Here is a 25865-nt window from a genome sequence, read left to right on the forward strand (position 1 = left end):
TTATTTCTCCATTTTTTCGCCCTCTATCCCCCATAAATCATCACGCGGTTCACTTTCTTCATTAGAATCCTTTGTTACTTTTTTGTTCTCTTCATCTTCCCTACCGTCACCTCTCCATTCAATTGTAGATATGGGGGGATAATAATCTTTCAATCTAGCAAATGTCTCTATAAACATACCTTTTCGCTTCTGGCGCTCAATGACAACCCGTATACCTACGGCACCCTCTTCAATCATTTTCACACCGTCTTCTAACCCTTCTTGGTTATATACCTTTGTCAGTGGCTCAATTTGCTCCGTCTCTTTTATTACGGCTTCATAATCATAAATAAATGGTGGCCCCATTAAAGTAAAATACATCCTCCCCCTGTTCTCTTCTATTTTGATTGTATAATTGACAGTATTAGGGTTGTAGAATTTGAAATCATGTTGTCTTTTTTTGTCCACGTAAGCTTCATATCCTGCCTCAGTAAAGCTTGGCTGCTTATTTTGAATGTATCTTTCTTCAATGGAAAAATTCGTATGTAAGGTAAGTTGATAAATGCCTGTTGCTATTATATGTAGATCATTTTCCTCACCGAATTGATCTAACACAGAGAAAAGGGAACGATTATCGATAGCAATGGATTGGGTATAGCCACTCCAATCAGCATCTACTTGTAGTACAACTTGAGCGAGTGGTTCTTGTACAAGTGTTACAGGTAAGTATTCCTCTATTTGCACATTATAGGATGTTTCTAATCTACTAACTTTATCTACAATGTCCTCATAGATTTTATTCATTTCTTCTTCATTCAACGTCAATTGTGAAAATAATTCTTCTACACGCTCATAAAATAATTGCTTATCATATTCAACAAAAAGTGGATTATTTGTTCCTTCTGTTAGTTCTTCAACAGTATTCTCCACGTTAAAGCGAAATAATTGCGGGTCAAGTATCCATTCTTCATCAAGGTAGGCAACCTTTATTTGTGCTTTATTTCGCCATTGTTCTATTTTTTGCAGTAACTTACTTTTTATTTCTCCTTCACTTAAACCTTTAATGACCACATCTGCCACTTTCGTTTTGCTTGAATGAATAGAAGGAGGAGTGGCATGAGCAACATACTGCCAAACGATGATGAGCAGAAGAATTAGTACAATACTTGTTAGAATTATTCTTGCTTTCATTTTTCTTCACCTTCATGTACGAATGCCATTGCAGATCCGCACTTATTTTTATAAATAGGGATTATACCTAACCCTTCTATATCCAATGCATTGTCACATTTACAAGCACTCGTCTCATCCTCTATCTCAACCCAAGATGTATCTGTAGCGAAAACCACACAGTGATGGTCAGATAGCGCGATCGCCTTGTTCCCTTCTTGGGTAGCAAATAGGGTTACTCCTACTTCAATCAAACGACGATGTTGGATATCAAATTGACTTTGTGTGATTTGTTTGGTTGATTGAAGGACACCTAACAAAAGCGGTGGGATGATAATAAATAGCAACAATATAAGCAAGAGAACAGTAACAAGTGCATACCCCTTTTCGCCATTTTCCTTTACTCGCACCTTGAACCCTCACCTTCAAGTTGTGATATACCATAGAGTTCCTCTAAAGGCTCATCTCCTTCCTTTCCAGTAGAGACAGTAACCTTCAGTATTGCTTTTTCTTCTACCATCTTCTGAATCACCTTAATAACATATTCTTGGTCGTTTATATCAACAGTTTCTTGACCGCACTTTCCCTCTATTAATGCTTTCTCTGCTAGTTGTAATGCAGTAAAATCATTCTCCGCTCTTGTTATTTGTCCGTTTGCATTGATAAAGACAGAAATAAACGCAGTAAGTACAATCGTGATTAACAAAAGAGAAACAATGACTTCAATGAGTGTTAACCCCTTTTGTTTTTTTAATAGTTTAAAAATTCCTCATTCACCTCCAGGTAATTATTATGTAAAATAAAGGTATGAAGGGGGTATAAAGAAATGGGTCAATATAACTATAAAAATAACATAGGTATGACATTAATTGAAGTACTAGCGACCATTGCTATCCTTTCAATTATTAGTTCTGTCATTTATGGTACTTTTATTTCAATAGAGAAAACAAAAAGTAAGACTTTTACTTCTGTCAATTTAAGGCAAGAATCTAACCTCATTATGGCTTATTTAAGAGACTTACATCAAGTAAAATATGCAACAACGCCACAATATTCTTTATCGCTACCTTCTTTACTATTAAGAAATGATATTCACTTCAAAGACATCTCGATTAAACCTGCTAATCAAAGCACAGCAGATCCTTATTGTAGTTATCATGAAGATGATGTGAAACCTCTTGAGGATTGCCTCATTTCTAGTGATGTTATTGATGTTCAATTCACTCTTGCAGGCGGAGAAGATACTTTCGGTGTTCATACAAAAATAAACAAACTGCTGATAGGAGATAAAGAGGACGATTCCGGAAACGTGGAGAATCCCGGCGACGGAGAAGATAATGGCGAGGACCCTGATGAAGGAGAGAATTCTACTTGCTCTGACAGCTTTTATCAATGCATGATAGAAAGTCAACTATTTCTCCATGGTTCCTCATTTGCCTTTCATGGTAACCGAATCAATGGTAGCGATGCCACCATATATATTGGAGATTCATTAAAAACTGCCCAGATCAATGGCGGCGCCTTAAGTAGTGTTTCTAATCTATTTATAGATGGAGATGTAAATTTACAAGGAGGTAGTGCAGGGTTAGGATCAGCTTCTAAGCCAGGGCAAGTTTGTATTAACGGCGACTTTTCAGCCTCAGGTGGACGTTCTATTTATGGTCATACCGTTGTGAATGGAAGGGCCAATATTAAGGATACGACTTTTTATCAACCTTTAACAATAATGAAGGATGCAGTGTTACCTGGAGGAACATATAAAGATAACGTACATATTGGTGGTGACACATACATCAAAGATGCTTACTTTGAGAAGGCGCTTTTTTCTCATCAAGACTTGACGGTTGATTGGACTCCATCCTTTTCTCCTTCCGCTTTAGCAACATATGTTGGAGAATTGTATCATCCGAATAATATAGATTTATCCGCTTATCAAAAAGGATCATCTTTAGAAAAGTTAACGAGTTGTAGCATCCCTTCTTACCCTCTTCTTAAAACCAAACCAGCAGGATGGTATGAAGCAAATGGCTATGGTTCCTCAGTAAAAAGTGAAAATATGAAATTATTTGGCGAAGATATTACCATTTCTCCATATCTTGACGAAAAATACCGTTATATAAACTCCTTTTCAAAAGCAGTAATTATTGCTACCGGTGATGTATATATCGGTTCACAAAGTCAATGGATTGAACGATTTAGCGGAGTTGTATTTGCTCCATATGGAAGTGTAACCTTTTATGGAGGAGAATTTAATGGCAGTATCATTGCTAAAAATGGCGTTTACCTTATGAGTGGGGGAACAACAGTGAACTACATCCCGATTAGTGATTTTTTTGCTCAAGAAAAGGATTTCCCTCTTGAATAAGACACATAATGAGAAAACGCCAATTGCTCTATTCATGTTGGTCAACTAAAAAGTAAAGGGCGATTCTAAAAGTATTTGACGCCCTTTACTTATACGGCTACAAGCAATATCCATCGTAACCAATCATTATTGATGAGCAAAAAAACGCTTTACTTCAGAAATAAAGTATAGGGAACCTGTAATCACTAAAACATCATTTTCACGCATCATTTCCTTCGTTTCTTTTATTGCTTCTTGCCAATCAGCTGTAACTAAATGATGATTCTTTTGACTGATTGCAGACAGTTCCTCAGCTGTTGCCGCACGAGGGAAATCAAACCCTACAAAAGTAATCGCTTTCGCACAATCCTCCATTCTTTGAATCATGCCTTGCAGTGGTTTGTCCTTTAATGCTGCAAAAATAAAATAAATATCACGATCTTGATAGCGCTTTTCTAATTCGTCACAAACAGCAGCCATTCCTTCTTCATTATGTGCTCCGTCTAAAATCGTTAGTGGTGCTGTTGCCACGCGCTCAAAACGACCAGGCCAATACATTTTTTTCAAGCCTCTCTCTATGCTTTCTTCTGAAATCACAAAGGAAAAATATTGATTCAGAAAATCAACCGCCATCAACGCCAAGCTAGCATTTTCTACTTGATGAACACCTGGCATCGATATTTCTAAATAGTCTCTTTGCCTAAATGTATTCTGAAAAGAAAAGGCCTCACCTACTTCTGTCGATACGATATGCTCCGCTTGGAATTGCTTATTTGCTTGATAAACTTTTGCATGTTTTTCTTTTGCTGTCTTTTCGATAACAGCCACTGCCTCATCTTGCTTAACACCAGTAATAGTTGGGGTTCCAGGCTTTATAATCCCAGCTTTTTCAGAGGCAATCTTCTCAATCGTATCACCTAATATCGCAGTGTGATCAAGACCGATATTTGTAATGATAGATAATAGGGGATGAAGGACATTTGTTGAATCTAGTCTGCCACCTAATCCTACTTCAAACAAAGCAATATCAACCGGTTCAATATGGGCAAAATAATGAATCGCCATTGTTGTTATAATTTCAAATTCAGATGGCTCTCCTAGTTCTGATCCTTCGAGCTCTACTGCAAGCGGATAAATATCATTTACTAGCTGGACAATATCTTTATCAGAAATCGGCTTGCCGCCTAATGTAATCCGTTCATTGAATTGCTCTATATATGGAGAAGTAAATGTACCTACCATAATCCCCTCTGCTTCAAGGATCGAGTGGATATAAGCAAGTGTCGAACCTTTACCGTTCGTTCCCCCTATATGTATAACCTTCAGTCTTCTTTCTGGATGATTCAACTTTTCCATCATCCATTCCATCCTTTGTAATCCTGGTTTGATCCCAAGACGAAGACGAGAATGAATCCAACCAATTGCTTCTTCATATGTTGTAAACATTTCTATCTGCCACCTTTATTAATATAACCATTATAAGAGGAGACGATATTTCGCCTCCTCTCCTATTATACCTTATTCACCTTTTAATTCGTTCATTCTTGCTTCAACTGCTGAACGTTTTTCGCTATAATCTTGTTCTTTCGCTTTTTCTTCAGAGATTACTTTTTCAGGTGCTTTCTTAATAAAACCTTCATTGCTTAATTTTTTCTGAACACGTTCCACTTCTTTATTTAACTTATCCCATTCTTTTTGTAGACGAGCAATTTCTTCATCAATATTAATTAAACCTGCTAATGGCAGAATAATTTCTGCTCCAGTAACAATTGCTGTCATCGCTTTATCAGGTGCTTTTGCATCAATCGCAATGGTTAATTGCTCAGGGTTACAGAAGCGTTCAATATAACCAACATTTTTACTTAAAACCTTCTGTACATTTTCATCTTTTGTTTTGATGAGCATATCAATCTTCTTACTCAATGGTGTGTTTACCTCTGCACGAATATTACGTACAGAACGAATAATTTCCACAAGCAGTTTCATTTCTTCTGCTGCTGCTTTATCGGAAAGCTCTTCATTCACAGTCGGCCAAGAGGCAACTGTAATCGATTCTCCTTTATGAGGGAGGTTTTGCCAGATTTCCTCTGTAATAAACGGCATGAATGGATGCAATAATCTCATTGTTTGGTCTAATACATAAGCGAGAACAGATCTTGTTGTCTGTTTAGCCGCTTCATCTTCACCGTATAATGGCAGTTTTGCCATTTCAATATACCAGTCACAGAAATCATCCCAAATGAAGTTATAGAGGATTCTGCCCACTTCACCAAACTCATAACGATCGGACAACCTTGTTACCGTTTCAATTGTTTCATTTAAGCGCGTTAAAATCCATTTATCTGCAACCGATTTTTCACCGGTTAAATCAATTTCATCATAAGTTAATCCATTCATGTTCATTAAGGCAAATCGAGAAGCGTTCCATATTTTATTAGCAAAATTCCACGTAGATTCTACTTTTTCAAAGCTGAAACGCAAATCCTGACCTGGTGAGCTTCCTGTTGATAAGAAATAGCGCAAAGAGTCTGCACCATATTTCTCAATAACATCCATTGGATCAACACCATTACCTAGTGATTTACTCATCTTACGACCTTCCGCATCACGAACCAATCCGTGAATAAGTACATCTTTAAATGGACGGCCACCAGTAAATTCAATACCTTGGAAAATCATTCTAGATACCCAGAAGAAAATGATATCATAGCCGGTTACTAACGCATCAGTCGGATAATAGCGTTTAAAATCAGCACTTTCTTCATTCGGCCAACCTAATGTAGAGAATGGCCATAACGCTGATGAAAACCATGTATCAAGCACATCTTCATCTTGTTTCCAGTTCTCACTATCACTCGGTGCTTCTGTTCCTACATATACTTCACCTGTTTCCTTATGATACCAAGCTGGGATGCGATGGCCCCACCAAAGTTGACGAGAAATACACCAGTCACGAATATTTTCCATCCAGCGTAAATACGTATTTTCAAAACGATCTGGAACGAAGTTGACTTTATCTTCACCCTTTTGTAACTCAACAGACGCATCCGCAAGTGGTTGCATTTTTACAAACCATTGGGTAGACAAATAAGGTTCTACAACTGCTCCACTACGTTCTGAATGACCAACAGAATGAAGATGCTCTTCGATTTCAAAAAGAATACCTTCTTCTTGCAAATCTTTAACGATTTGTTTACGACATTCGAAACGATCTAGCCCTTGATATTTGCCAGCATTCTCATTCATTGACCCGTCTTCATTCATTACTAGAATTCTTGTTAGGTTATGACGATTACCAATTTCAAAGTCATTTGGGTCATGAGCTGGTGTAATTTTTACTGCTCCTGAACCAAATTCCATGTCAACATAATCATCTGCAACAATCGGAATTTCTCTGCCAGTAATAGGTAGTTTCACCGTTTTACCAATCAAGTGTTGATAACGCTCATCTTTAGGGTGAACGGCAACCGCTGTATCACCTAGCATCGTTTCAGGTCTTGTTGTCGCAATTTCAATATGACCACTACCATCTGTTAATGGATAGCGCATATGATAGAACGCCCCTTGAACATCTTTATGGATCACTTCTATATCTGATAAAGCTGTTTGAGTAGAAGGGTCCCAGTTAATAATATACTCGCCTCTATAAATCAAACCTTTATTGTATAAAGCAACGAAAACTTCTTGTACAGCATCTGATAACCCTTCGTCTAGTGTAAAGCGTTCACGGTTATAATCTAGACCGAGACCAAGCTTAGACCATTGTTGTCTAATATGTCCTTTATATTCATTCGTCCATTTCCACGTTTCCTCTACAAACGCTTCACGACCAAGATCATAACGACTTTTTCCTTCTTCGCGCAGTTTTTGTTCAACTTTTGCTTGAGTAGCAATACCTGCATGGTCCATACCAGGTAACCACAAAACATCATACCCTTGCATGCGCTTCATTCTCGTCAAAATATCTTGAAGCGTTGTATCCCATGCATGACCAAGATGCAACCTTCCCGTTACATTTGGTGGCGGTATCACAATTGTATAAGGTTTTTTCTCCGGATCATCTTTTGCCTCAAAATATTTTCCTTTTAACCACCAATCATAACGACCTTGTTCAATAGACTGAGGGTCATATTTTGTTGGCATCGTGATATTATTCTCTTCCATCGCCTATTCATCCTTTCTCACATTCGCTTATCGTTAACAATCAAACAAAAGCAAAATAAAAAACTCCACTCGTCACAAAAAGGACGAATGGAGTTGCTTCCGCGGTACCACCTTTTTTTCAATTACCATAAACTTTAGTAATTGACTCTCGAATGGATAACGGCGTTCCCGTCTTTCGCTAATAATAGAACTACGTTCACGAAAGAAGCTCCAGGGCGACCTTCCAATGGGTTCGCTTAGAAAATCTCACAGCAATTGATTTTCCTCTCTTAAAGCAAAGCGCCAATGTACTCTTCCCTATCAAAGCTTTTCATTTGTTTGAATATAAAGTAATACTACCTAAAAATAGTCACTATAGTCAATAAGGATGACCAATTTTTTTTATTATATACATGATAATAAAAAAAGGGAACAAACCTGTAAAAAAAATTGCTCATATTTTGAGCCTGCCTATGTATGAGGGAATATGCGCGGGATGAGGATGCAAAAGAGAAATCCACTACCTAAATGTAAACTTTCGAGGAGGGGTAGAAAGGTATACCCTAAGATATAAAACTTGCTTTTACTGAGTGAGTTTGTTTACCATTTGGATTCTCTTAAAATGAATATAGGAGCCCAGGTTTTATCCATTTTGGGCTCCTTCTTGTTCTGCATTCGCCTTCTCAGCTGCTTCTTGTGCTTGTTTTTTCTGACGCTCAATTTCATCAATCCTCATAGCCACATATTCCGTATTTTTTAATAACCAAAATTGCCTTTGTATATGCTCTACATGCTTTCTTTCATTCTTTTTCGACTTACCATTATGATATTTTTCTGCTGCGCGAATGACAGGCCCTGGATGAGCAAAATAACTTTGAAATAACAGCATTTCATCTTCTCTAAACGGATAATGCTTAAAATAAGTGTAAATCCAATCGACAGCATCGTCCGCACGCTTCGGAAAGGTTTTTAATGACCTTGATAAGAACGGAAGAAGATCATGCATAGGTGAACTTCTCTTCGCTTCTTCAAAATTCAAAAAATAGCCATATCCGCGCTCATCATACAAGAAATGTTCGGTAGAAATTTTTCCATGTATAACAGCTGTACGAACTTTTTCCTCTTCCTTCGTTTTTTCGTACCAATCCTTTAATTTCTTCGTTGAGAAAGTTAAAGCTTGAGCGATATCATTATAATATTGTGTAAACATCAATTCATAAGGAGATAAATATTCCCTAGATTCACATGTTTCAATAAAACCATCCAAAAATTCACTCTGCTTTTCCCATTCTAGTAACGTATTTTCATAATGCTCTTCACGTTCTTCTTTGGAGACTTCCACTTCTTTCGTACTTAAGACATGCAAGCGAGCAAGTTCTCTAAACATTTGTTGATGCCGTTCAAATTGATCTTCTTTAATCTCATTAGCTAGCCAAGGCATTAAATAATACAGCTTTTGGTTGTGTAAAACGGCATACCTACCATCAACCGTCGGATAAATCGGGACGATCCGGTTATAACCCATTTGGTATAATTGCTGAATATAACGAATGAAGTCCGCACCATGATTTGCTTTTATTTTTTTTAAAGAAAAAACACCTTTGCTAGAGTAAACCTTTTGAACGCTACCAAAACTTTCGATGAAATTTGGCTCAAGTGCGTAGTGTTTTAAGATCGGACCATATTTTTTTAATCTATTTTCCTTTGCCACTTAGACCACTCACTTTCCTCGCTTACCTAAACTGTGTAAGTAAACAAGTGACACTGATAAAAATGCGAGCAGACCGATGAGATCTGCTCTTAATGTACTCCCCTTATCCGCTAGTTCGTAACAGCTACAGGGATATATAAAACTTGGCCTTCATGCACTTCTTGATTCAATTCTAGTTGATTGGCTCTCATTAATGTTTGTGGTGTCACATCATATCTTTCTGAAATAAGATCAATGGTATCATTAGGCTGGACAATACATACCTTAACCTTCGTCAATTGTTCTTCATCTTCTTTACGAGCAAAAAATTCCGTCAAACTCATGCTTTTCTTGCCCTTTACTTTTTTCTTTTGTGGTTTCACTTCTTCTGAAGAGGATTCAAGCTCATCTTTCAATTCTTCAAGCTCTTGAACTGGTTTTGTTTCTTCTACTTGCTTAACCTCAAAAATCTCTTCTGCTTCCTGCTTTTTCTCTTCATATCGATTAGCTATAAAAGAAACCTCTGGCATATCAATGGGTTCTTCTTCTTGGGGCTCAAGAATAGGTAAGGAGCGATTTAATACCGGTTCTTCTTCAACCACTTCTGGCTCCTGCTTCGCTTCAGCAACAAACACATCTTCATCTTTTTCATTCTCCTCTGGTAGGGAGAAGTTAATTTCTGTTGTTTGTTCTTCTTCACGACTGGTGTCTGTGTCTTCTTCTTCTTGATCCTGAACCGTTGAACGTTCTACCGTATCAAGTTCAAGCACATTATTCTCATCTTCAGTATATGCCACATGCTGTTGGTCACCATACAAACCAGATATCGTCAAATTAGCATGGAGTTTCATGCAACTTCTTTCAGGAAACATATAATCAAATGACTCTACTTGGACATCAATATCATCCAATCTCTCAATACGGTTATTCGGGATCGTAATATCTACAGGAAAGTAGTGTGTAAACTCACATACCCCCTCTTCCCTCTCTTCCACAGATTGGATAAACCTTAATGTAGATGGCGGTTCATTCATACTGTCCTCGGTTGATTCATCACGATGATATTCGCCTGTTAGTTCTAGTGCACCTTGAATCGTTACATACTGCTCACTATCCTGAATCGTTATATTCGGATCAAGTGAAATCGAAAGTAATTGTGATACTTCCTGTCCTTTTTGAAACCAAACGGATTCCTCTAATGAAAACCGCAAGTTCGACGGATTTCCTTGAGACATATTCGACTCCTCCTCCCATATCATCAAAAACAATAACATCTTTTCTCTTACACTTTATGAGGAGGAAAAGTGAATTATGATTACTTTACTTAGAAAGGAGCACGTCTTCGATAGAATAACTATATTGTTAAAGAGGAATAGATTAATTTAGGGGTTGCGAATTTAAAATCTCACATCTTTTCCAACAGAGAATTATTTTCTACATAAGTGACTATATCCACTTTGACTATTTTTCGATGTGAGCCTTTTTCTTTTTCATTCTGGCTACCGTTGTTCTTCTCTTTGCCCCTCTCTCAAAAAGATTGGCATCTTTCGATCGAGAATAAAAAAGCGAACAAATTCCGGAATGGAATTGTTCGCTAAAAACTTATTTCAATTTCGCAAAAGCCTTTTCTGCTGCGGCAATTGTTTGATCAATATCTTTATCCGTTAATGCTGTAGACAGGAATAAACCTTCAAATTGTGATGGTGGAAGGAATACGCCTTGAAGCGCCATTTCACGATAATAAGAGGCAAAGAAGTCAAGATTAGACGTTCTCGCTTGATCATAATTAATGACATCTTCATTTGTAAAAAATAGTCCAATCATCGATCCTGCCCGGTTAATTGTATGTGGAATCTCATATTTTTCTGCTGCTGTTCTCAAGCCTAATTCGAGTTTATCAGCTTTCTTAATAAAGTTAGCATACGTATCCGGTGTTAATTGACTTAATGTTGCATAACCGGCAGCCATCGCAAGCGGGTTCCCTGATAATGTACCTGCCTGATAAATGGGGCCACTTGGTGCAACCTGCTCCATAATTTCTCGTTTACCACCGTAAGCACCAACAGGCAGTCCACCACCTATTACTTTTCCTAAGCAAGTTAAATCAGGTGTAACGCCGAAGAAACCTTGGGCACAGTTATAATCAACACGGAAACCTGTCATTACCTCATCAAAAATAAGAAGGGCACCGTATTCAGTTGTCACATCACGTAACCCTTGTAAAAATCCTTCTACTGGTGGGACAACTCCCATATTACCAGCAACAGGTTCAACAATGATGGCAGCGATATCTTCACCAAATTGTTCAAAAGCGTATTTAACACCTTCAAGATCATTGTATGGAACTGTAATCGTATTCTTTGCAATACCTTCAGGCACACCAGGACTATCAGGCAATCCAAGTGTAGCTACACCAGAACCGGCTTTAATTAAGAGAGAATCTCCATGACCGTGATAACAGCCTTCAAATTTAACTATTTTATTGCGTCCTGTGAAACCTCTAGCTAATCTTAATGCACTCATCGTTGCTTCTGTACCTGATGAAACCATACGAATCACATCAATTGAAGGAACACGATCGATGACGAGCTGTGCTAATTCATTTTCAATCAACGTTGGCGCCCCGAAGCTTGTGCCATTTTCGGCAACTTCCTTCACCGCAGAAACAACTTTTTCATTAGCATGTCCTAAAATCAGTGGTCCCCATGAAAGGACATAATCAATATATTCATTACCATCAATATCATAGATTTTTGATCCTTGGCCCTTCTCCATAAAAATCGGATCCATATCAACCGATTTAAAAGCACGCACTGGGGAGTTTACTCCACCAGGCATCAATTTAACTGCTTCTTTAAATGCGGCTTGTGACTTTTCATATGAACGCATAAACATCCCTCTTTTCTTATTTGTGTGAGTTCATCCATTTGGCAGCATCTTTTGCATGATAAGTAATAATTAAATCACTACCAGCTCTTTTCATCCCTGTTAACATCTCAAGCACGATTCTTTCTTCGTCAATCCAGCCATTTTGTGCAGCGGCCTTTACCATCGAGTATTCGCCACTTACATTATAAGTAACAAGTGGTAAATTAATATTGTTTTTCACATCGCGAACAATATCAAGATAAGGCATCCCAGGCTTTACAATGAGGAAGTCTGCACCTTCCATTAAATCTGATTCTGCCTCTCTCATTGCTTCTAAGCGGTTTGCAGGGTCCATTTGGTATGATTTCCGATCACCAAATTGTGGTGTACTGCCAGCAGCATCCCTAAATGGTCCGTAAAAAGCAGACGCATATTTAACTGCATAAGACATAACAGGTATATGTTCAAAGCCTGCCTCATCAAGGCCCTCACGAATAGCGATTGTAAATCCATCCATCATATTAGAAGGAGCAATAATATCTGCGCCTGCTTTTGCTTGACTAATTGCTGTTTGCACAAGTAATTCTAATGAAGCGTCATTTAATATTTCGCCATTTTCAATCAAACCACAATGACCATGGTCAGTATACTCACAAAGACAAGTATCTGCAACGACCAAAATTTCTGGATACTTTTCCTTGATTAATCTTGTTGCTTCTTGGACAATTCCATGTTCATGATACGCCTGCGTACCACAAGCATCCTTTTCAAGAGGAACACCAAATAATAAAACAGATTGGATACCTAGAGATACAACCTCATCCATCTCTTCAGTTAAATGGTCTAATGATAAATTATAAATGCCTGGCATAGAAGGAATTTCTTTTTTTATGTCTTGTCCTTCTGCAACAAAAATTGGATAAATAAAATCCTCCACATGTAGATGTGTTTCTCTTACCAAATTGCGCATATTAGCTGTCCGACGTAAACGGCGATGACGATTAAATTGACTATCCATTGTACTACCTCCAACTTGATTAAGAAATGACTTTTACTACTTCCTTAATTAAATGTTTAAATGTATATATAGTTGGTACAGCATGTACCTTCAAACCGTAAAATTCTGCTCTTTTTGCAGCTATTGGTCCTATACAACCGATGATACTCTTCCTTATTTGATTCTTCAAATCATGACCCTCTACGATTTCCATAAAGTGATCAATCGTTGATGGGCTGGTAAATAATAGTATATCAATGCCATCATTCAATAAGCGACCCGTTAATAATTGTTTACTCTCATCAGGAAAAAAATTTTCATAAACGATTCGTTCAGTCACTCTATGCTTTGCTTCCATAAGCTTTTGCTTAATATAATCTCGGGCCAAGTTGCCCTTAGGCAAGAATATATTTTGTTCATCCCCTAAAATTGCTAAAAATTCAAGGGTAAAAGTTTCAGCCACAAATTCCGTTGGTATGAAATCAGCTTTCAAGTCATATTGTGATAACTTTTCAGCTGTTTTCTTTCCTATAACGGCCAACTTCGGTAAGTTTGTCTTCTGTGACACATATGTAAAAAACACCTCAACTGACACACTGCTTGTGAAAATAATCCATTGGTATTGTGTGAAATCATGGGTTTTTAAAGAATGGGCTTCTGTTGTTTCTCTAAACGAAATTAATGGGATAATTACTGGATGTCCACCAAGGGATCTGACCAAATCACCACTAGCCTCCGATTGATCTTTACTTCGGGGAATAAGGACAGACATTCCATGTAAGGCACTGTCCTCATGAATCATCCTTCGTCTAACTCCTCTTTGACAGCATCAATTAATGCTTTTGCACCTAATTCCGATAAGTTTTCTGCTACTTGATACCCTATTGTCTCAGGATCATCACCAACAACCATATCTTTATAAATCGTACGACCATCTGGAGAACCAACTAAACCAGTCAAACTTACTTCACCATTCTCAGTTAAACGTGCAAAGCCTGCAATCGGCACTTGGCAACCGCCCTCCATTTTATGAAGAAATGCACGCTCGGCAAGCACTGTTCTTTTCGTTTCCTCACAAGTGAATGCATCTAAAAGCCTTCTTAGTTCATGATCATCTTCTCTACATTCAATAGAGAGTGCACCTTGACCAACAGCTGGTAAACAAATATCTGGATCAATAAATTCTGTAACGATCTCCTTCGTCCATCCCATTCTTGATAGGCCGGCAGCAGCAAGAATAATGGCATCATATTCTTCTGTTTCTAGTTTAGCAAGACGTGTATCAATATTCCCTCGAATCCATTTAATTTCCAAATCTGGTCTTTTAGCCAAAATTTGTGAACCTCTTCTTAAACTACTTGTCCCGACAATTGCACCTGGTTTTAAGTCAGCTAATTTCACATGGCCTTTGGAAATAAGTGCATCTCGGTAGTCTTCTCTTTCCGGAATACAACCAATGGTCAATCCTTCAGGTAAGACAGCTGGCATGTCCTTCATACTATGTACAGCCATGTCAATTTCCTTATCTAACATCGCTTGTTCTATTTCTTTAACGAATAGGCCTTTTCCTCCTACCTTTGAAAGGGTAACATCCAGGATTTTATCTCCTTTTGTTACAATTTCTTTTACTTCAAAATCAACTGCAGGATTCAAACGGCGTAACTGATCAATCACCCAATTCGTTTGTGTTAACGCAAGCTTACTTCTTCTTGAACCGACAATTATTTTTCTCATGACAGCCTCCCTATTCTTTAAAAACATATTCCTTTTCTTATTCATACCAGAAATGGAAAGACGATAACCTTCCAAATAAGAAAAAATTAATTAATACAACAAGGAAAGCAGCCACATTCCAAGTAGCAAGTGATTTACCACTCATTCCTCTGCCAACCTTTAAATATAAGTAAATACTATACAAAATGAGTACCAATAAGGAACCAAGCACTTTTGAATCCAACCATACCATATTTGGTAATTTCATATAAGCCCATTGTATCCCTAATATTAAACTAATCACTAACATAGGCACCCCTATACTAGCAAATAGATAAGACATTTTTTCTAGTTGTGATAAATTCGCAATTCGAATAAGCCTTGAACCCCACTTTTTCCTCTTCAACAAATCATATTGAATCAAATATAAAAGAGCAAATACAAATGACAATGAAAAAGCACCATATGAGAGAATCGCACCAATAATATGAAAAAAGAGGAGCTCAGACATCAATTGATTCGCCAGCACATCTGATTCAATCTCAATAGGAGCAAATGTATGTAAAGCCATAATAAAAAAACCAAGTACATTTGTGAAGAAAACGATAAAATCGACTTTCATAATGCGATTAATAATTAAAGAAAATGTAATAAGTACCCATGCGTAGAAGTATAAACCTTCAAATATCGTTAATACAGGGAATCTACCCGTATTCCACATATAGAGTAATAAGAATACCGTCTGTAATCCCCATACAAATGCAAGTAACCAGAAGGCGACACGATTGGCCTTCCGGTTACTTGCTAAAAAGTCAATAAAGTAGAGAAGTACACTCGCTGCATAAAGAACGACAGTAAATTCATGCAGGCGTGCCATATAGATATCAAACATGGACAGTACCCCTTTTTATGATTGAAAGGATGTCTGTTGCACCTTTACACGATCTGATTTTGGTTGTTCTTGTTTTTCGATTTGCTGGACAACAAGATCTTCTATATTAAATATTTTCACGAACAATTCTAATGCTTTATCAGCATTTTTATGTCCTGCCAATTCTTTTGCTTGTAATACAGGGTCTTTCAACATTTGGTTCACAATACTCTTCGTGTGCTTGCTAACCACTTTTCTTTCACGTTCTGTTAGGTTAGGAAGCTTTCTTTCCAAACTTTTCATTGTGTCAGCCTGAATAGCAAGAGCTTTCTCTCTTAAAGCAGAGATGACAGGTACAACACCTAGAAGTTTAAGCCATTGTTTAAATTCAACGATTTCTCCTTCGATTAATAATTGAATTTTCGCCGCTGCTTTTTTACGTTCTTGCAAATTCGCTTCAACAATACCTTCTAGATCATCAATATCATATAAGAAAACGCTATCTAAATCAGCGAGTGCTGGATCTAAATCACGTGGAACAGCAATATCGACCATAAATAATGGCTTACCTTTCCGCAATCTTTCTACATCTGCCATCATCTCTTTTGTAATCATATAACTGTTTGCACCTGTAGAAGAAATCACGATATCGGCTTCCACTAATGCACATTGTAATTCTTGCATTAATTTCGCTTGCCCTTCATAGCGGTGTGCTAAATTTTTCGCTTTCTCAAAAGTACGATTAATAACCGTAACATTCGCACCATTTGCATGAAGATGTTGTATCGCTAATTCGCCCATTTTACCTGCTCCAAGAATAAGTACTTGCTTATTCGTAATTAGACCGAATATTTTCTTAGCAAGCTCAACTGCAGCATAACTGACAGATACAGCATTTGCACCAATATCTGTTTCGGAATGTGCTTTTTTAGCAAATGTAATGGACTGCTTAAATAATTGATTGAAAATTGTTCCAGTTGTATGTTCAACTTGCGCTTGCAAAAAGCTAGAGCGAACTTGGCCTAAAATTTGAGTTTCTCCTAGAACCATTGAGTTTAATCCACTACCGACTTTAAATAAATGCTCTATCGCACCATCATGTTCATAAATAAAAAGAAAGGGCGAAAATTCATTTTGATCTATTTGAAACCAATCGGCTAAAAATTCTTTAATATAATATCTTCCTGTATGCAGTTGATCAACAACCGCATAAATTTCGGTCCGATTACATGTGGATAGAATTACATTTTCCAAGATGCTTTTCTTTTGTTGCAATGCTTGCATTGCCTCACCCAATTGAGAAGGATCGAATGTTAATCTCTCTCTAATTTCCACAGGGGCTGTTTTATAATTTAGACCAACGACCACGATATGCATTTTTAGTAGACCCCCCAAAAAAATTGCATAATTACATACATATATTATAACATTATCTTTACAAGCTTTTTCGAAAAAATGTGAACAGAGTATGAACACATATGATATGATATTTGAGTAGTATATGATTACTTTAGAACTATTATAATTTGATATTTATTATCATAAACACTCCACTATGTACAATACCAAAAATCTGCCTAATATTCAAGTGTACCTAACTGAAAGTGGTGAATAAATGAAAAGTCAACGACTATTTGCCGGTATTATCTTAGTAGGCTACGGCTGTTTCTTTCTCATCCAGCAATTACAGGTTGAGAGTTTACAATCGTTATTGACCTGGCCAGTATTACTAGCTATTACAGGTTTGGCCTTTTTAATCCAAGCATATAGCGGTAAAGAATATAATGCTATATTTCCCGGTGTGATTCTCTTTGGGTTTGGTTTACATTTCATCATTGTTGATCGTTTAAGCATATGGCCTAATCATATTGGTGCCTTTGTCCTTATTATTGCCCTTGCCTTTTTATTATATTACTTAAAAACAGGCAACGGCCTCTTGCAAGGGTTTCTTATGTTAGTATTAGCCATTACTTTATTATTTTATGAAAAAATTTCGCAATATGCAGGTAGCTACGGTGAGATCATTTCATACATAACGAAATTCTGGCCTGCTATTTTTATTATCATTGGCCTCTTTTTCCTCATTAAAAGAAAATAATCTATTAGAAACTTCCATTGAAAAAACGAACATATCTGCAAAGAAAATGTTCGTTTTTTCGTTTTAATTATTAACTCTTTTTAAAGAACAGAATCTAGGAAGCTTTTCGTTCTTTCTTCCTTTGGATGATTAAATAACTCTTCAGGATGACCGACTTCAACGATTTTACCATCATGCATATACACTGCCCAATCTGCTACTTCCCGCGCAAATCCCATTTCATGCGTGACGACAATCATCGTCATTCCTTCTTCAGCAAGTTCTTTCATTGTTGCTAACACTTCACCAACTAATTCTGGGTCTAGTGCAGAAGTTGGTTCATCAAACAGCATTACATCCGGCTTCATCGCTAATGCCCTCGCAATGGCAACACGCTGCTTTTGACCACCCGATAGTTTAGATGGATAAACATCTTTCTTATCCGATAAGCCAACTTTATCTAAGAGTACTAGCGCTTGTTCCTCTGCTTCCTTTTTCGATAATTTTTTCACTTGCATCGGTGCTTCCATTATATTTTGTATGACTGTTTTATGAGGGAAAAGATGAAAGTGCTGAAACACCATTCCAACTCTCTGTCTAATTTCATTTAAGTCATGAGAGTCCTTTTCTATTACTTCACCCTCTAATGTAATTGTTCCACTATCTTTTAATTCTAGAAAGTTAAGACATCTTAGTAATGTGCTTTTACCAGAACCACTGGCACCTATTAGACAAACAACATCGCTTTCTTTTACTGTAAAATCAATATCTTTTAATACATGAAGATCACCAAAAGACTTATTTAATTTCTCTATACTAATCATAACTGATTCACTCATCTACATTCATCCCTTTCTATCGCTCACTATTAGACATTTTCTTCTCAACAAGGTTCACAATAACTGTAAATAGAAGAACAAGCACTAAATAATAGACGGCAACAATCAATAAGTAAGTCATATAATCATAATTGATTGATCCTTGTGTTGTGGCAATATTAAAGAGCTCATAGACACCTACAAACGAAGCTAGTGAAGAATCCTTTAACGCGATAATAAATTGGTTCCCGAGTGGTGGCAAAGCACGTCTGCTTGCTTGTGGTAAAATAATTCTTCGCATTGTTAAGCCTGCACTCATCCCTAGGGATCGACCTGCCTCCATTTGACCACTTTCAATAGATTGAATGGCTCCTCTAAAAATCTCTGCAATATAGGCACCATTATGGAAGGCTAAACCTAAAACAACGGACCAAAAACCGGAAATATTTAATGAAGTTAAACCGAAATAAAAGATAAAAATTTGCACAACGAGAGGTGTTCCTCTGACTAAGAAGATATAGAGGTCCGCAACCCACTCTAATACTTTCACTTTAGATATCTTTAACATTGCAAAAAAGAGACCGATAAAAATAGCAATAAAAATTGAGACTATTGTTAATTGAAAAGTTAGGAGCATTCCCTCAAAAAACATTGGGAAGGTGTCAACAAACGTTGTTAGTATGTCCATATTTCCTCCTTAAGGTAAAATGTATTTTCTCTTTAGATAGAAGAGGCGAATGCACACGCAATAAACGGAGATGCATTCGCCAACAGAAAATTATTCTTCTGATTCTACAGTAATATCTTCGCCGATATATTCCTTGCTAATTTCAGTCAAGGTTCCATCTTCATGAAGCTTCTCTAATGCATCGTTAATTTTTTCAAGTAGCTCGTCATTGTCGTTGGCTACAGCAATCGCTTGCTCACTTTTTTCTAAAAGCTGTTTTCCCTCAATATTCATACCCGCACCGATCGCTTCTTTACCTGTAACAAAATCGGTAATTACAGCATCATGCTTTCCACTAGATAAAGCCTCGAGTGCTACGACATCGCTATCATAAAACTTAATATTATCTGTAACTTCTGATACTGTTTTTTGATACGTTGTTCCTTTAGCTACAGCTACTTCAAGACCCTCTAAATCTTCTAATGTTTCTACATCACTATCCGGTCTCACATAAATTTGTGGGCCTGAATAGTAGTAAGGAATCGAGAAATCAACAGCTTGTAATCTTTCCTCTGTTATTGTATGACTAGCAACAGCGGCATCAAAACGTCCTGATTTTACACCTTCAACAATTCCACCGAATTTAAATTTTTGCTGCACTGGTTCTAGTCCTAGCTCTTTTGCAACTGCTTCTGCTACTTCAATGTCGAAACCTGTCATTGAACCATCATCTTGCGTTACACTAAATGGATTAAATTCTCCCGATGAAGCATAAGTGAATTTCCCTTCCTCTGCTAAATCCATTCCTCCACTACTCGCTTCTTCATTTGAGCCACATGCAGCTAATACAGCTACAGATGCAGCAACAATCATTCCTTTAAGTATCTTTTTCACTAGTAAAATATCCCCCTTGTATGTTCTTTTTTCATATACGCTATCAACCTTACCACTCTTACAAATTATTCTCAAAATTCATATTTTATGATATTTTGAGATATAAAACTGTAAGAAAGTCTCACACATCCCTCTTATACTCTATCCTCCTTATTAAACATGTATCCTCCTATATCATCTCTATTACTAAGTATAGCGGGAAAAGGGCTCACTTGATTCACAAGTGAAATTATGTAAACCGAAATTCACGTACATAGTCTAATTTCCCTAAATTCAGAAAAATAAACGTAAACTTCTCAAAAAATGATTAACTTTTAACTTATTTTGATAACCATTAATACTACCAAGATGAAAGATATAGCGAATTAAATCTTTAACAAAAAAAAGCGAACAAATCCGGCTTTGTCCGGTTTGTTCGCCTTTTTAAATGTTTGTTTGATTTTAACCTTGAACCCGATTACATCAATCCTTTAATAACAGCCCATGCTTCCTCTTTCCCTTTTCCTGTTTCTGAAGAGAATAAGATAAGGGAGTCACTAGGGTCAACATCAAGGGTTTCTCTCGTCACTTTAATATGTTTCTGCCATTTTGATTTTGGCACTTTATCGGCTTTTGTGGCAATAATGATACAAGGAATCTCATAATGTTTAAGGAATTCATACATCATAACATCATCTTTAGTAGGCTGATGTCTTAAATCCACAATCAGAACAACCGCTCGTAATTGATCTCGAGAAGTGAGGTATGTCTCAATCATTTTCCCCCATGCTTCCCTTTCTTTTTTTGACACTTTTGCATAGCCATATCCTGGTACATCAACAAAATGTAAGATTTCATTAATAAGATAAAAGTTTAATGTTTGCGTTTTACCAGGCTTAGAAGATATTCTTGCTAATCCTTTACGATTCAACATTTTATTAATAAAAGAAGATTTCCCTACATTCGATCGACCTGCTAATGCGAATTCTGGTAATTCTACATCTGGATATTGCTCAGGCTTTACGGCACTGATGACAATATCTGAACTTACAACCTTCATTGTTCCACCCCGTCTACTAACGCTGCTTTAAGCACTTCATCTACATGGGATACAAGCACAAATGAAAGTTCCTCACGAATCGATTCTGGAATATCATCTATATCCTTTTCATTATCTTTCGGTAAGATAATTTTCGTTAATCCCGCTCGATGAGCACTTAGTGATTTCTCCTTTAATCCCCCGATAGGTAAGACACGACCACGCAACGTTACTTCACCTGTCATTCCTACTTCTCTTCTAATTGGTACACCGGTTAATGCTGAAACAAGTGCAGTAGTCATTGTGATTCCTGCAGATGGACCATCTTTAGGGACAGCCCCTTCTGGAACATGAATATGAATATCGAATTTCTCATGAAAATTCTCATCAATCCCTAATTCCTTCGCATTTGAACGCACATAACTAAAAGCTGCTTGAGCGGATTCTTTCATCACATCACCAAGTTTACCAGTTAAGACTAACTTGCCTTTACCTTTTGATAAAGAGACTTCGATTTGAAGTGTATCTCCGCCTACAGTTGTATAAGCAAGTCCTGTAGCGATACCGACTTGATCCTCTAATTCCGCTTGGCCGTATCTAAAACGTTTCTTACCTAAGAAATCTTCAAGGGATTTCGCCGTAACTACAACTCTTTTTTTCGTCTCTGATACAATAATTTTTGCCGTTTTTCTACAAATACTAGCCAGTTGACGTTCTAAACTCCTAACACCAGCTTCTCTTGTATAATAACGGACAACACCTTGAACAGCATCATCTCTCACTTGCAATTGAGATTTCGAAAGACCATGCTCTTTAATTTGTTTTGGCAGAAGATGGTCCTTGGCAATATGAAGCTTCTCATGTTCTGTATAACCAGCAATTGAAATAACTTCCATGCGATCTAATAATGGTCCTGGAATTGTACTTAAATTGTTAGCCGTAGCAATGAACATAACCTTCGATAAATCATACGTCTCTTCAATATAGTGATCACTGAAGTTATGATTTTGTTCAGGATCTAATACTTCAAGCATTGCTGATGAAGGGTCTCCACGAAAATCATTAGACATTTTATCAATCTCATCTAATAAAAATACTGGATTGACTGTTCCTGCTTTTTTCATTCCCTGGATCACTCTACCAGGCATTGCACCAACATATGTTCTTCGATGGCCGCGAATTTCTGATTCATCACGGACACCGCCTAAAGATACCCGGACAAAATTACGGTTGAGTGAGGAGGCGATTGATTTCGCGAGACTTGTTTTCCCTACACCCGGAGGTCCAACGAGACAGAGGATAGGGCCTTTTAAAGAGTTCGTTAACTGTTGAACCGCCAAATACTCAAGCACTCTCTCTTTTACTTTCTCTAAACCATAATGATCTCGATCAAGGATTTTCTCTGCTTTGTTGATGTTTAAATCATCGACCGTTTCTTTAGACCAAGGTATAGCTAATAACCAATCGATATAATTACGAATAACAGAGCTCTCTGCCGAACTAGAAGGAACCTTTTCGTAACGATTTAACTCTTTTAATGCAGTATTTTCTACATTACTAGGCATATTTGCTTCTGTGATTTTCGCTTTTAAATCTGCAATTTCTCCTGTTTTACCTTCTTTATCGCCTAATTCGGTTTGAATGGCTTTCATCTGTTCACGCAAATAATATTCTTTCTGCGTTCTTTCCATCGATTTCTTTACCCGATTACCGATTTTCTTTTCTAAATTAAGCACTTCTTTTTCGTTATGAATAATGCTGATCACACGATTCAAACGATCTTTTATATTAATCGTCTCCAAGATTCCCTGTTTCTCTTTAAGTTTTAAAGGAAGATGAGAAGCAATAATATCAGCTAAACGACCGGGTTCTTCAATATCTGTAACAGATGTAAATGTTTCTGTTGATATTTTTTTAGATACTTTTATGTATTGTTCAAAATGACTTAAAAGAGTACGCATTAATGCTTGGTCTTCTACATCGCGAGATTCAGGCTCTTCGAATGCTTCCACTTTTACTGAAAAATAGTCTTCATCATCTAAAACCTCTGCTATTTTTGCACGTTTAAGTCCTTCTACTAGTACACGAATCGTACCATTTGGCAATTTGAGCATTTGTTTTACCCGAGTAAGAGTACCTAAATGATATAATTCATTGCTGTCAGGCTCATCTATAGAAATGTCCTTTTGTGTTGTTAAAAAGATTAAATGGTCATCTACCATTGCTTTTTCAAGTGCTTGTACTGATTTATCACGACCTACATCTAAGTGCAGGACCATTGTAGGATAAACGAGCAAACCTCGAAGCGGCAGGAGGGGGACGATGATCTCTTTCTTATTCGTCATATACTTGCACCTCCAAAATGCATATGTATCAAGATTTCAATTCATTTTCTTTGTACAATTTTATCTTATTTACTTCACAGTGTCGACTTTTTTAATCTAGTTCCTTTGCTAAAAGAGTTAAAAAGTACAACCGTTTTGTTTGTTTTCTTCATTTCTCGCTTGACAATTACTTATTTCATTCCCTATTTATAGGACTTTAAAACGAAAGGAATAAAAACTCCGGCAGCTGTTGCCGAAGTTATTACCTTACATACTTTCCTTTTTAGCAAGATCAATCGTTGACGCATCTAGTGGTGAAATTAACGGCTTTTCATGTTGATATTCTTTGTGGAGGGCGCACTCGAACACCTCATTCAACGTTTTAACGGTAACAATATGAATTCCTTCCACTTCATTTAATATCGATTGCATATTCTCTTCAGGGATAATAACGGTTTTTGCTCCAGCTTTTTTAGCAGCTTTTACTTTTGGATATACGCCGCCAATAGGCTTAACGGCACCATGAATACTAATTTCTCCTGTCATTGCCACTGTATTGTCTATCGGATGTTTATAAATAGCTGAATATATACCTGTAGCCATTGCAATCCCAGCAGATGGGCCATCAATCGGTACACCACCAGGGAAGTTCACATGAATATCATAATCATCTGCAGGTACGCCCATTGAGCGAAGAACTGTAATCACATTCTCAATTGAGCCACGTGCCATACTCTTTCTTCGAATCGATTTTCCTTGTCCGCCAATACTTTCTTCTTCTACAATTCCTGTAATATTAATTGATCCTTTTTCTTTAGCAGGAATCACAGTAACTTCAATCTCTAATAAAGCACCAGAATTAGGTCCATGAACAGCCAAGCCATTAACTAAACCAACCTTTGCTGTTTCTCCGATTTTTCTTTCCATTCTCGGCACTAACTGACTTGATTGAATCACCCACTCGACATCTTCGTCCTTAATATAATCGCGCTCTTCTTGTATTGCTAGACTCGCTGTCGTTTGTACTAAGTTGACTGATTCACGACCGTTTCTTGCATAAGATGCTAATGTTTGTAAAGCTTGTTCACTTATTTTTAAGTTCACTTTATCGGCTGCTTTTTTAGCAACTTCTGCGATTTCTTCTTCTGTTAATTCCCGGAAAAACACTTCCATACAACGTGAACGAATAGCTGGAGGCAATTCGTTAGGTGTTCTTGTAGTGGCACCCACTAACCGAAAATCTGCCGGTAAACCATTTTTAAAGATATCATGTATATGAGAAGGAATTTGCATATTTTCCTCATTATAATAAGCGCTTTCGAGGTATACTTTGCGATCTTCCAACACTTTTAACAACTTATTCATCTGAATAGAATGTAACTCTCCAATTTCATCTATAAACAAGACCCCACCATGGGCATTTGTGACTGCTCCTTGTTTTGGTTGTGGGATTCCTGCCTGCCCCATCGCTCCTGCCCCTTGATAAATGGGATCATGTACAGATCCAATAAGTGGATCTGCAATTCCTCTCTCATCAAAACGAGCGGTTGTCGCATCTAGTTCAATAAAGACGGAGGATGGTTTAAATGGTGATTTTTGATTTTTCTTTGCTTCTTCTAAAACTAATCTGGCTGCAGCTGTTTTACCTACTCCAGGAGGCCCATAAATGATGACATGCTGGGGATTTGGTCCACAAAGTGCCGCTTTAAGTGATTTTATGCCATCTTCTTGACCTACAATATCATCAAAGGTCGCTGGCCTAACTTTCTCTGACAGAGGTTCTGACAGTTTAATTGACCTCATCTTCTTTAATTGATCCATTTCTTTACGAGACTCTCTATCAATAGAGACTTTTTGAGTACGTTGGTTTTTAAGTAAGTTCCAAAAATAAAGCCCAATAACAATCCCAAAAAATAGCTGTACAAACAATGCAATTCCCGTCCAACTCATCCTATTCCCTCCTGAACATTTTCTTGCTGTTAATGGATAGTATCTCCTGCGCAAAGTTGGAATAAACAAGAATTTTAAATTCAATAAGAGGAAGCTTATGGTTGTTTTAGCATTTATTATAGACGAATTATTTAGTAAAAAAGGAAATCAATGAAAATAATTTTACTTTTTGTTAAGCTGTGATTGAGCTACACAAAAAAGTGGTTGTTTTCATCTTCTACTTTACCTAGAGTAATAAACCTCAATCGTACGATAATTAACAAGTTTTACCATTTTTTATGAATTCCTATTTTACGTTAAAAGAACACACAGCTTATCTTGACTGAAAGGTATTTTTGGGGT

The 25865-nt window shown here is 37.1% G+C and carries 21 protein-coding genes and 1 other annotated feature; of the genes, 2 read left to right on the top strand and 19 right to left on the bottom strand.

Annotated features, from left to right (window positions below; translation table 11 throughout):
- Genes MKY26_RS10975 through MKY26_RS10985 form a run of 3 tightly spaced genes read right to left on the bottom strand, consistent with a single transcriptional unit; the run spans position 1 to position 1915 of the window.
- The gene (locus tag MKY26_RS10975; RefSeq protein ID WP_095372389.1) at positions 1-1170 is read right to left on the bottom strand and encodes a VanW family protein; all 1170 of its coding nucleotides are present in this window, start codon (positions 1168-1170) and stop codon (positions 1-3) included.
- The gene (locus tag MKY26_RS10980) at positions 1167-1559 is read right to left on the bottom strand and encodes a hypothetical protein (protein ID WP_307312718.1); all 393 of its coding nucleotides are present in this window, start codon (positions 1557-1559) and stop codon (positions 1167-1169) included. The genes MKY26_RS10975 and MKY26_RS10980 overlap by 4 nt, the downstream gene beginning before the upstream one ends.
- Entirely contained in the window at positions 1550-1915 is a 366-nt protein-coding gene (locus MKY26_RS10985) for a type IV pilus modification PilV family protein (RefSeq protein WP_307313720.1), read from the bottom strand. Before MKY26_RS10985 ends, MKY26_RS10980 begins: the two co-directional genes overlap by 10 nt.
- Positions 1916-1975: 60 nt before the next feature.
- Between MKY26_RS10985 and MKY26_RS10990 the strand changes: the two genes are divergently transcribed.
- On the top strand, positions 1976-3514 hold the full coding sequence (locus MKY26_RS10990) for a PilW family protein (protein WP_307312717.1): 1539 nt from the start codon (positions 1976-1978) through the stop codon (positions 3512-3514).
- Between the two features lie 126 nt (positions 3515-3640).
- Here the strand turns inward: MKY26_RS10990 and MKY26_RS10995 are convergent, their stop codons facing one another.
- The 10 genes from MKY26_RS10995 to hemA all read right to left on the bottom strand — a co-directional run bounded on the left by MKY26_RS10995 (position 3641) and on the right by hemA (position 17152).
- A complete protein-coding gene (locus MKY26_RS10995) occupies positions 3641-4939 on the bottom strand; it encodes a bifunctional folylpolyglutamate synthase/dihydrofolate synthase (protein WP_341097113.1) in 1299 nt (432 codons plus the stop codon).
- A gap of 72 nt (positions 4940-5011) precedes the next feature.
- Positions 5012-7657 (bottom strand): valine--tRNA ligase, encoded by a 2646-nt coding sequence (locus MKY26_RS11000; protein WP_095372384.1) that lies wholly within the window; start codon positions 7655-7657, stop codon positions 5012-5014.
- A gap of 76 nt (positions 7658-7733) precedes the next feature.
- Positions 7734-7970: a binding site (T-box leader), on the bottom strand.
- A gap of 309 nt (positions 7971-8279) precedes the next feature.
- Positions 8280-9347 (bottom strand): spore coat protein YsxE, encoded by a 1068-nt coding sequence (gene ysxE, locus MKY26_RS11005; protein WP_095372383.1) that lies wholly within the window; start codon positions 9345-9347, stop codon positions 8280-8282.
- 110 nt (positions 9348-9457) lie between these two features.
- Positions 9458-10561, bottom strand: coding sequence for a stage VI sporulation protein D (gene spoVID, locus MKY26_RS11010; protein ID WP_095372382.1), 1104 nt, complete (start codon positions 10559-10561; stop codon positions 9458-9460).
- 367 nt (positions 10562-10928) lie between these two features.
- Entirely contained in the window at positions 10929-12215 is a 1287-nt protein-coding gene (gene hemL, locus MKY26_RS11015) for a glutamate-1-semialdehyde 2,1-aminomutase (protein WP_095372381.1), read from the bottom strand.
- A gap of 16 nt (positions 12216-12231) precedes the next feature.
- A complete protein-coding gene (gene hemB, locus MKY26_RS11020; protein ID WP_095372380.1) occupies positions 12232-13212 on the bottom strand; it encodes a porphobilinogen synthase in 981 nt (326 codons plus the stop codon).
- Positions 13213-13231: 19 nt separating this feature from the next.
- Positions 13232-13993 carry a uroporphyrinogen-III synthase gene (locus MKY26_RS11025; RefSeq protein ID WP_322909643.1) on the bottom strand — a complete coding sequence of 254 codons (762 nt, stop codon included), beginning with the start codon at positions 13991-13993 and terminating at the stop codon, positions 13232-13234.
- Positions 13990-14925 (bottom strand): hydroxymethylbilane synthase, encoded by a 936-nt coding sequence (gene hemC / locus MKY26_RS11030; protein WP_095372378.1) that lies wholly within the window; start codon positions 14923-14925, stop codon positions 13990-13992. The genes MKY26_RS11025 and hemC overlap by 4 nt, the downstream gene beginning before the upstream one ends.
- 37 nt (positions 14926-14962) lie before the next feature.
- Positions 14963-15796 carry a cytochrome C assembly family protein gene (locus MKY26_RS11035; RefSeq protein ID WP_095372377.1) on the bottom strand — a complete coding sequence of 278 codons (834 nt, stop codon included), beginning with the start codon at positions 15794-15796 and terminating at the stop codon, positions 14963-14965.
- A gap of 15 nt (positions 15797-15811) precedes the next feature.
- Positions 15812-17152 (bottom strand): glutamyl-tRNA reductase, encoded by a 1341-nt coding sequence (gene hemA / locus MKY26_RS11040; protein ID WP_322909645.1) that lies wholly within the window; start codon positions 17150-17152, stop codon positions 15812-15814.
- Positions 17153-17390: 238 nt separating this feature from the next.
- On the opposite strand from hemA, the gene MKY26_RS11045 reads away from it, so the two are divergent.
- Positions 17391-17873 (top strand): LiaI-LiaF-like domain-containing protein, encoded by a 483-nt coding sequence (locus tag MKY26_RS11045; protein ID WP_095372375.1) that lies wholly within the window; start codon positions 17391-17393, stop codon positions 17871-17873.
- Between the two features lie 80 nt (positions 17874-17953).
- Here MKY26_RS11045 and MKY26_RS11050 read toward each other — a convergent pair whose 3' ends face one another.
- The 6 genes from MKY26_RS11050 to lonB form a co-directional block, all read right to left on the bottom strand.
- Positions 17954-18691 carry an amino acid ABC transporter ATP-binding protein gene (locus MKY26_RS11050; RefSeq protein ID WP_307312704.1) on the bottom strand — a complete coding sequence of 246 codons (738 nt, stop codon included), beginning with the start codon at positions 18689-18691 and terminating at the stop codon, positions 17954-17956.
- A 16-nt stretch (positions 18692-18707) separates the two neighbouring features.
- A complete protein-coding gene (locus MKY26_RS11055; protein ID WP_095372373.1) occupies positions 18708-19358 on the bottom strand; it encodes an amino acid ABC transporter permease in 651 nt (216 codons plus the stop codon).
- A gap of 90 nt (positions 19359-19448) precedes the next feature.
- Complete coding sequence (locus MKY26_RS11060; RefSeq protein ID WP_341097159.1) at positions 19449-20231, bottom strand: transporter substrate-binding domain-containing protein; 783 nt, start codon at positions 20229-20231, stop codon at positions 19449-19451.
- A 457-nt stretch (positions 20232-20688) separates the two neighbouring features.
- The gene (yihA, locus tag MKY26_RS11065; protein WP_322909646.1) at positions 20689-21270 is read right to left on the bottom strand and encodes a ribosome biogenesis GTP-binding protein YihA/YsxC; all 582 of its coding nucleotides are present in this window, start codon (positions 21268-21270) and stop codon (positions 20689-20691) included.
- Positions 21267-23594, bottom strand: a complete 2328-nt coding sequence (gene lon / locus MKY26_RS11070; RefSeq protein WP_341097174.1) for an endopeptidase La — start codon at positions 23592-23594, stop codon at positions 21267-21269. Before lon ends, yihA begins: the two co-directional genes overlap by 4 nt.
- 246 nt (positions 23595-23840) lie before the next feature.
- Positions 23841-25523 carry an ATP-dependent protease LonB gene (gene lonB / locus MKY26_RS11075; RefSeq protein WP_095372369.1) on the bottom strand — a complete coding sequence of 561 codons (1683 nt, stop codon included), beginning with the start codon at positions 25521-25523 and terminating at the stop codon, positions 23841-23843.
- Between the last annotated feature and the right edge of the window lie 342 nt (positions 25524-25865).

Origin of the sequence: Cytobacillus sp. FSL R7-0680, assembly GCF_038009245.1 — a bacterium.
GTDB classification, from domain to species: domain Bacteria; phylum Bacillota; class Bacilli; order Bacillales; family Cytobacillaceae; genus Cytobacillus; species Cytobacillus kochii.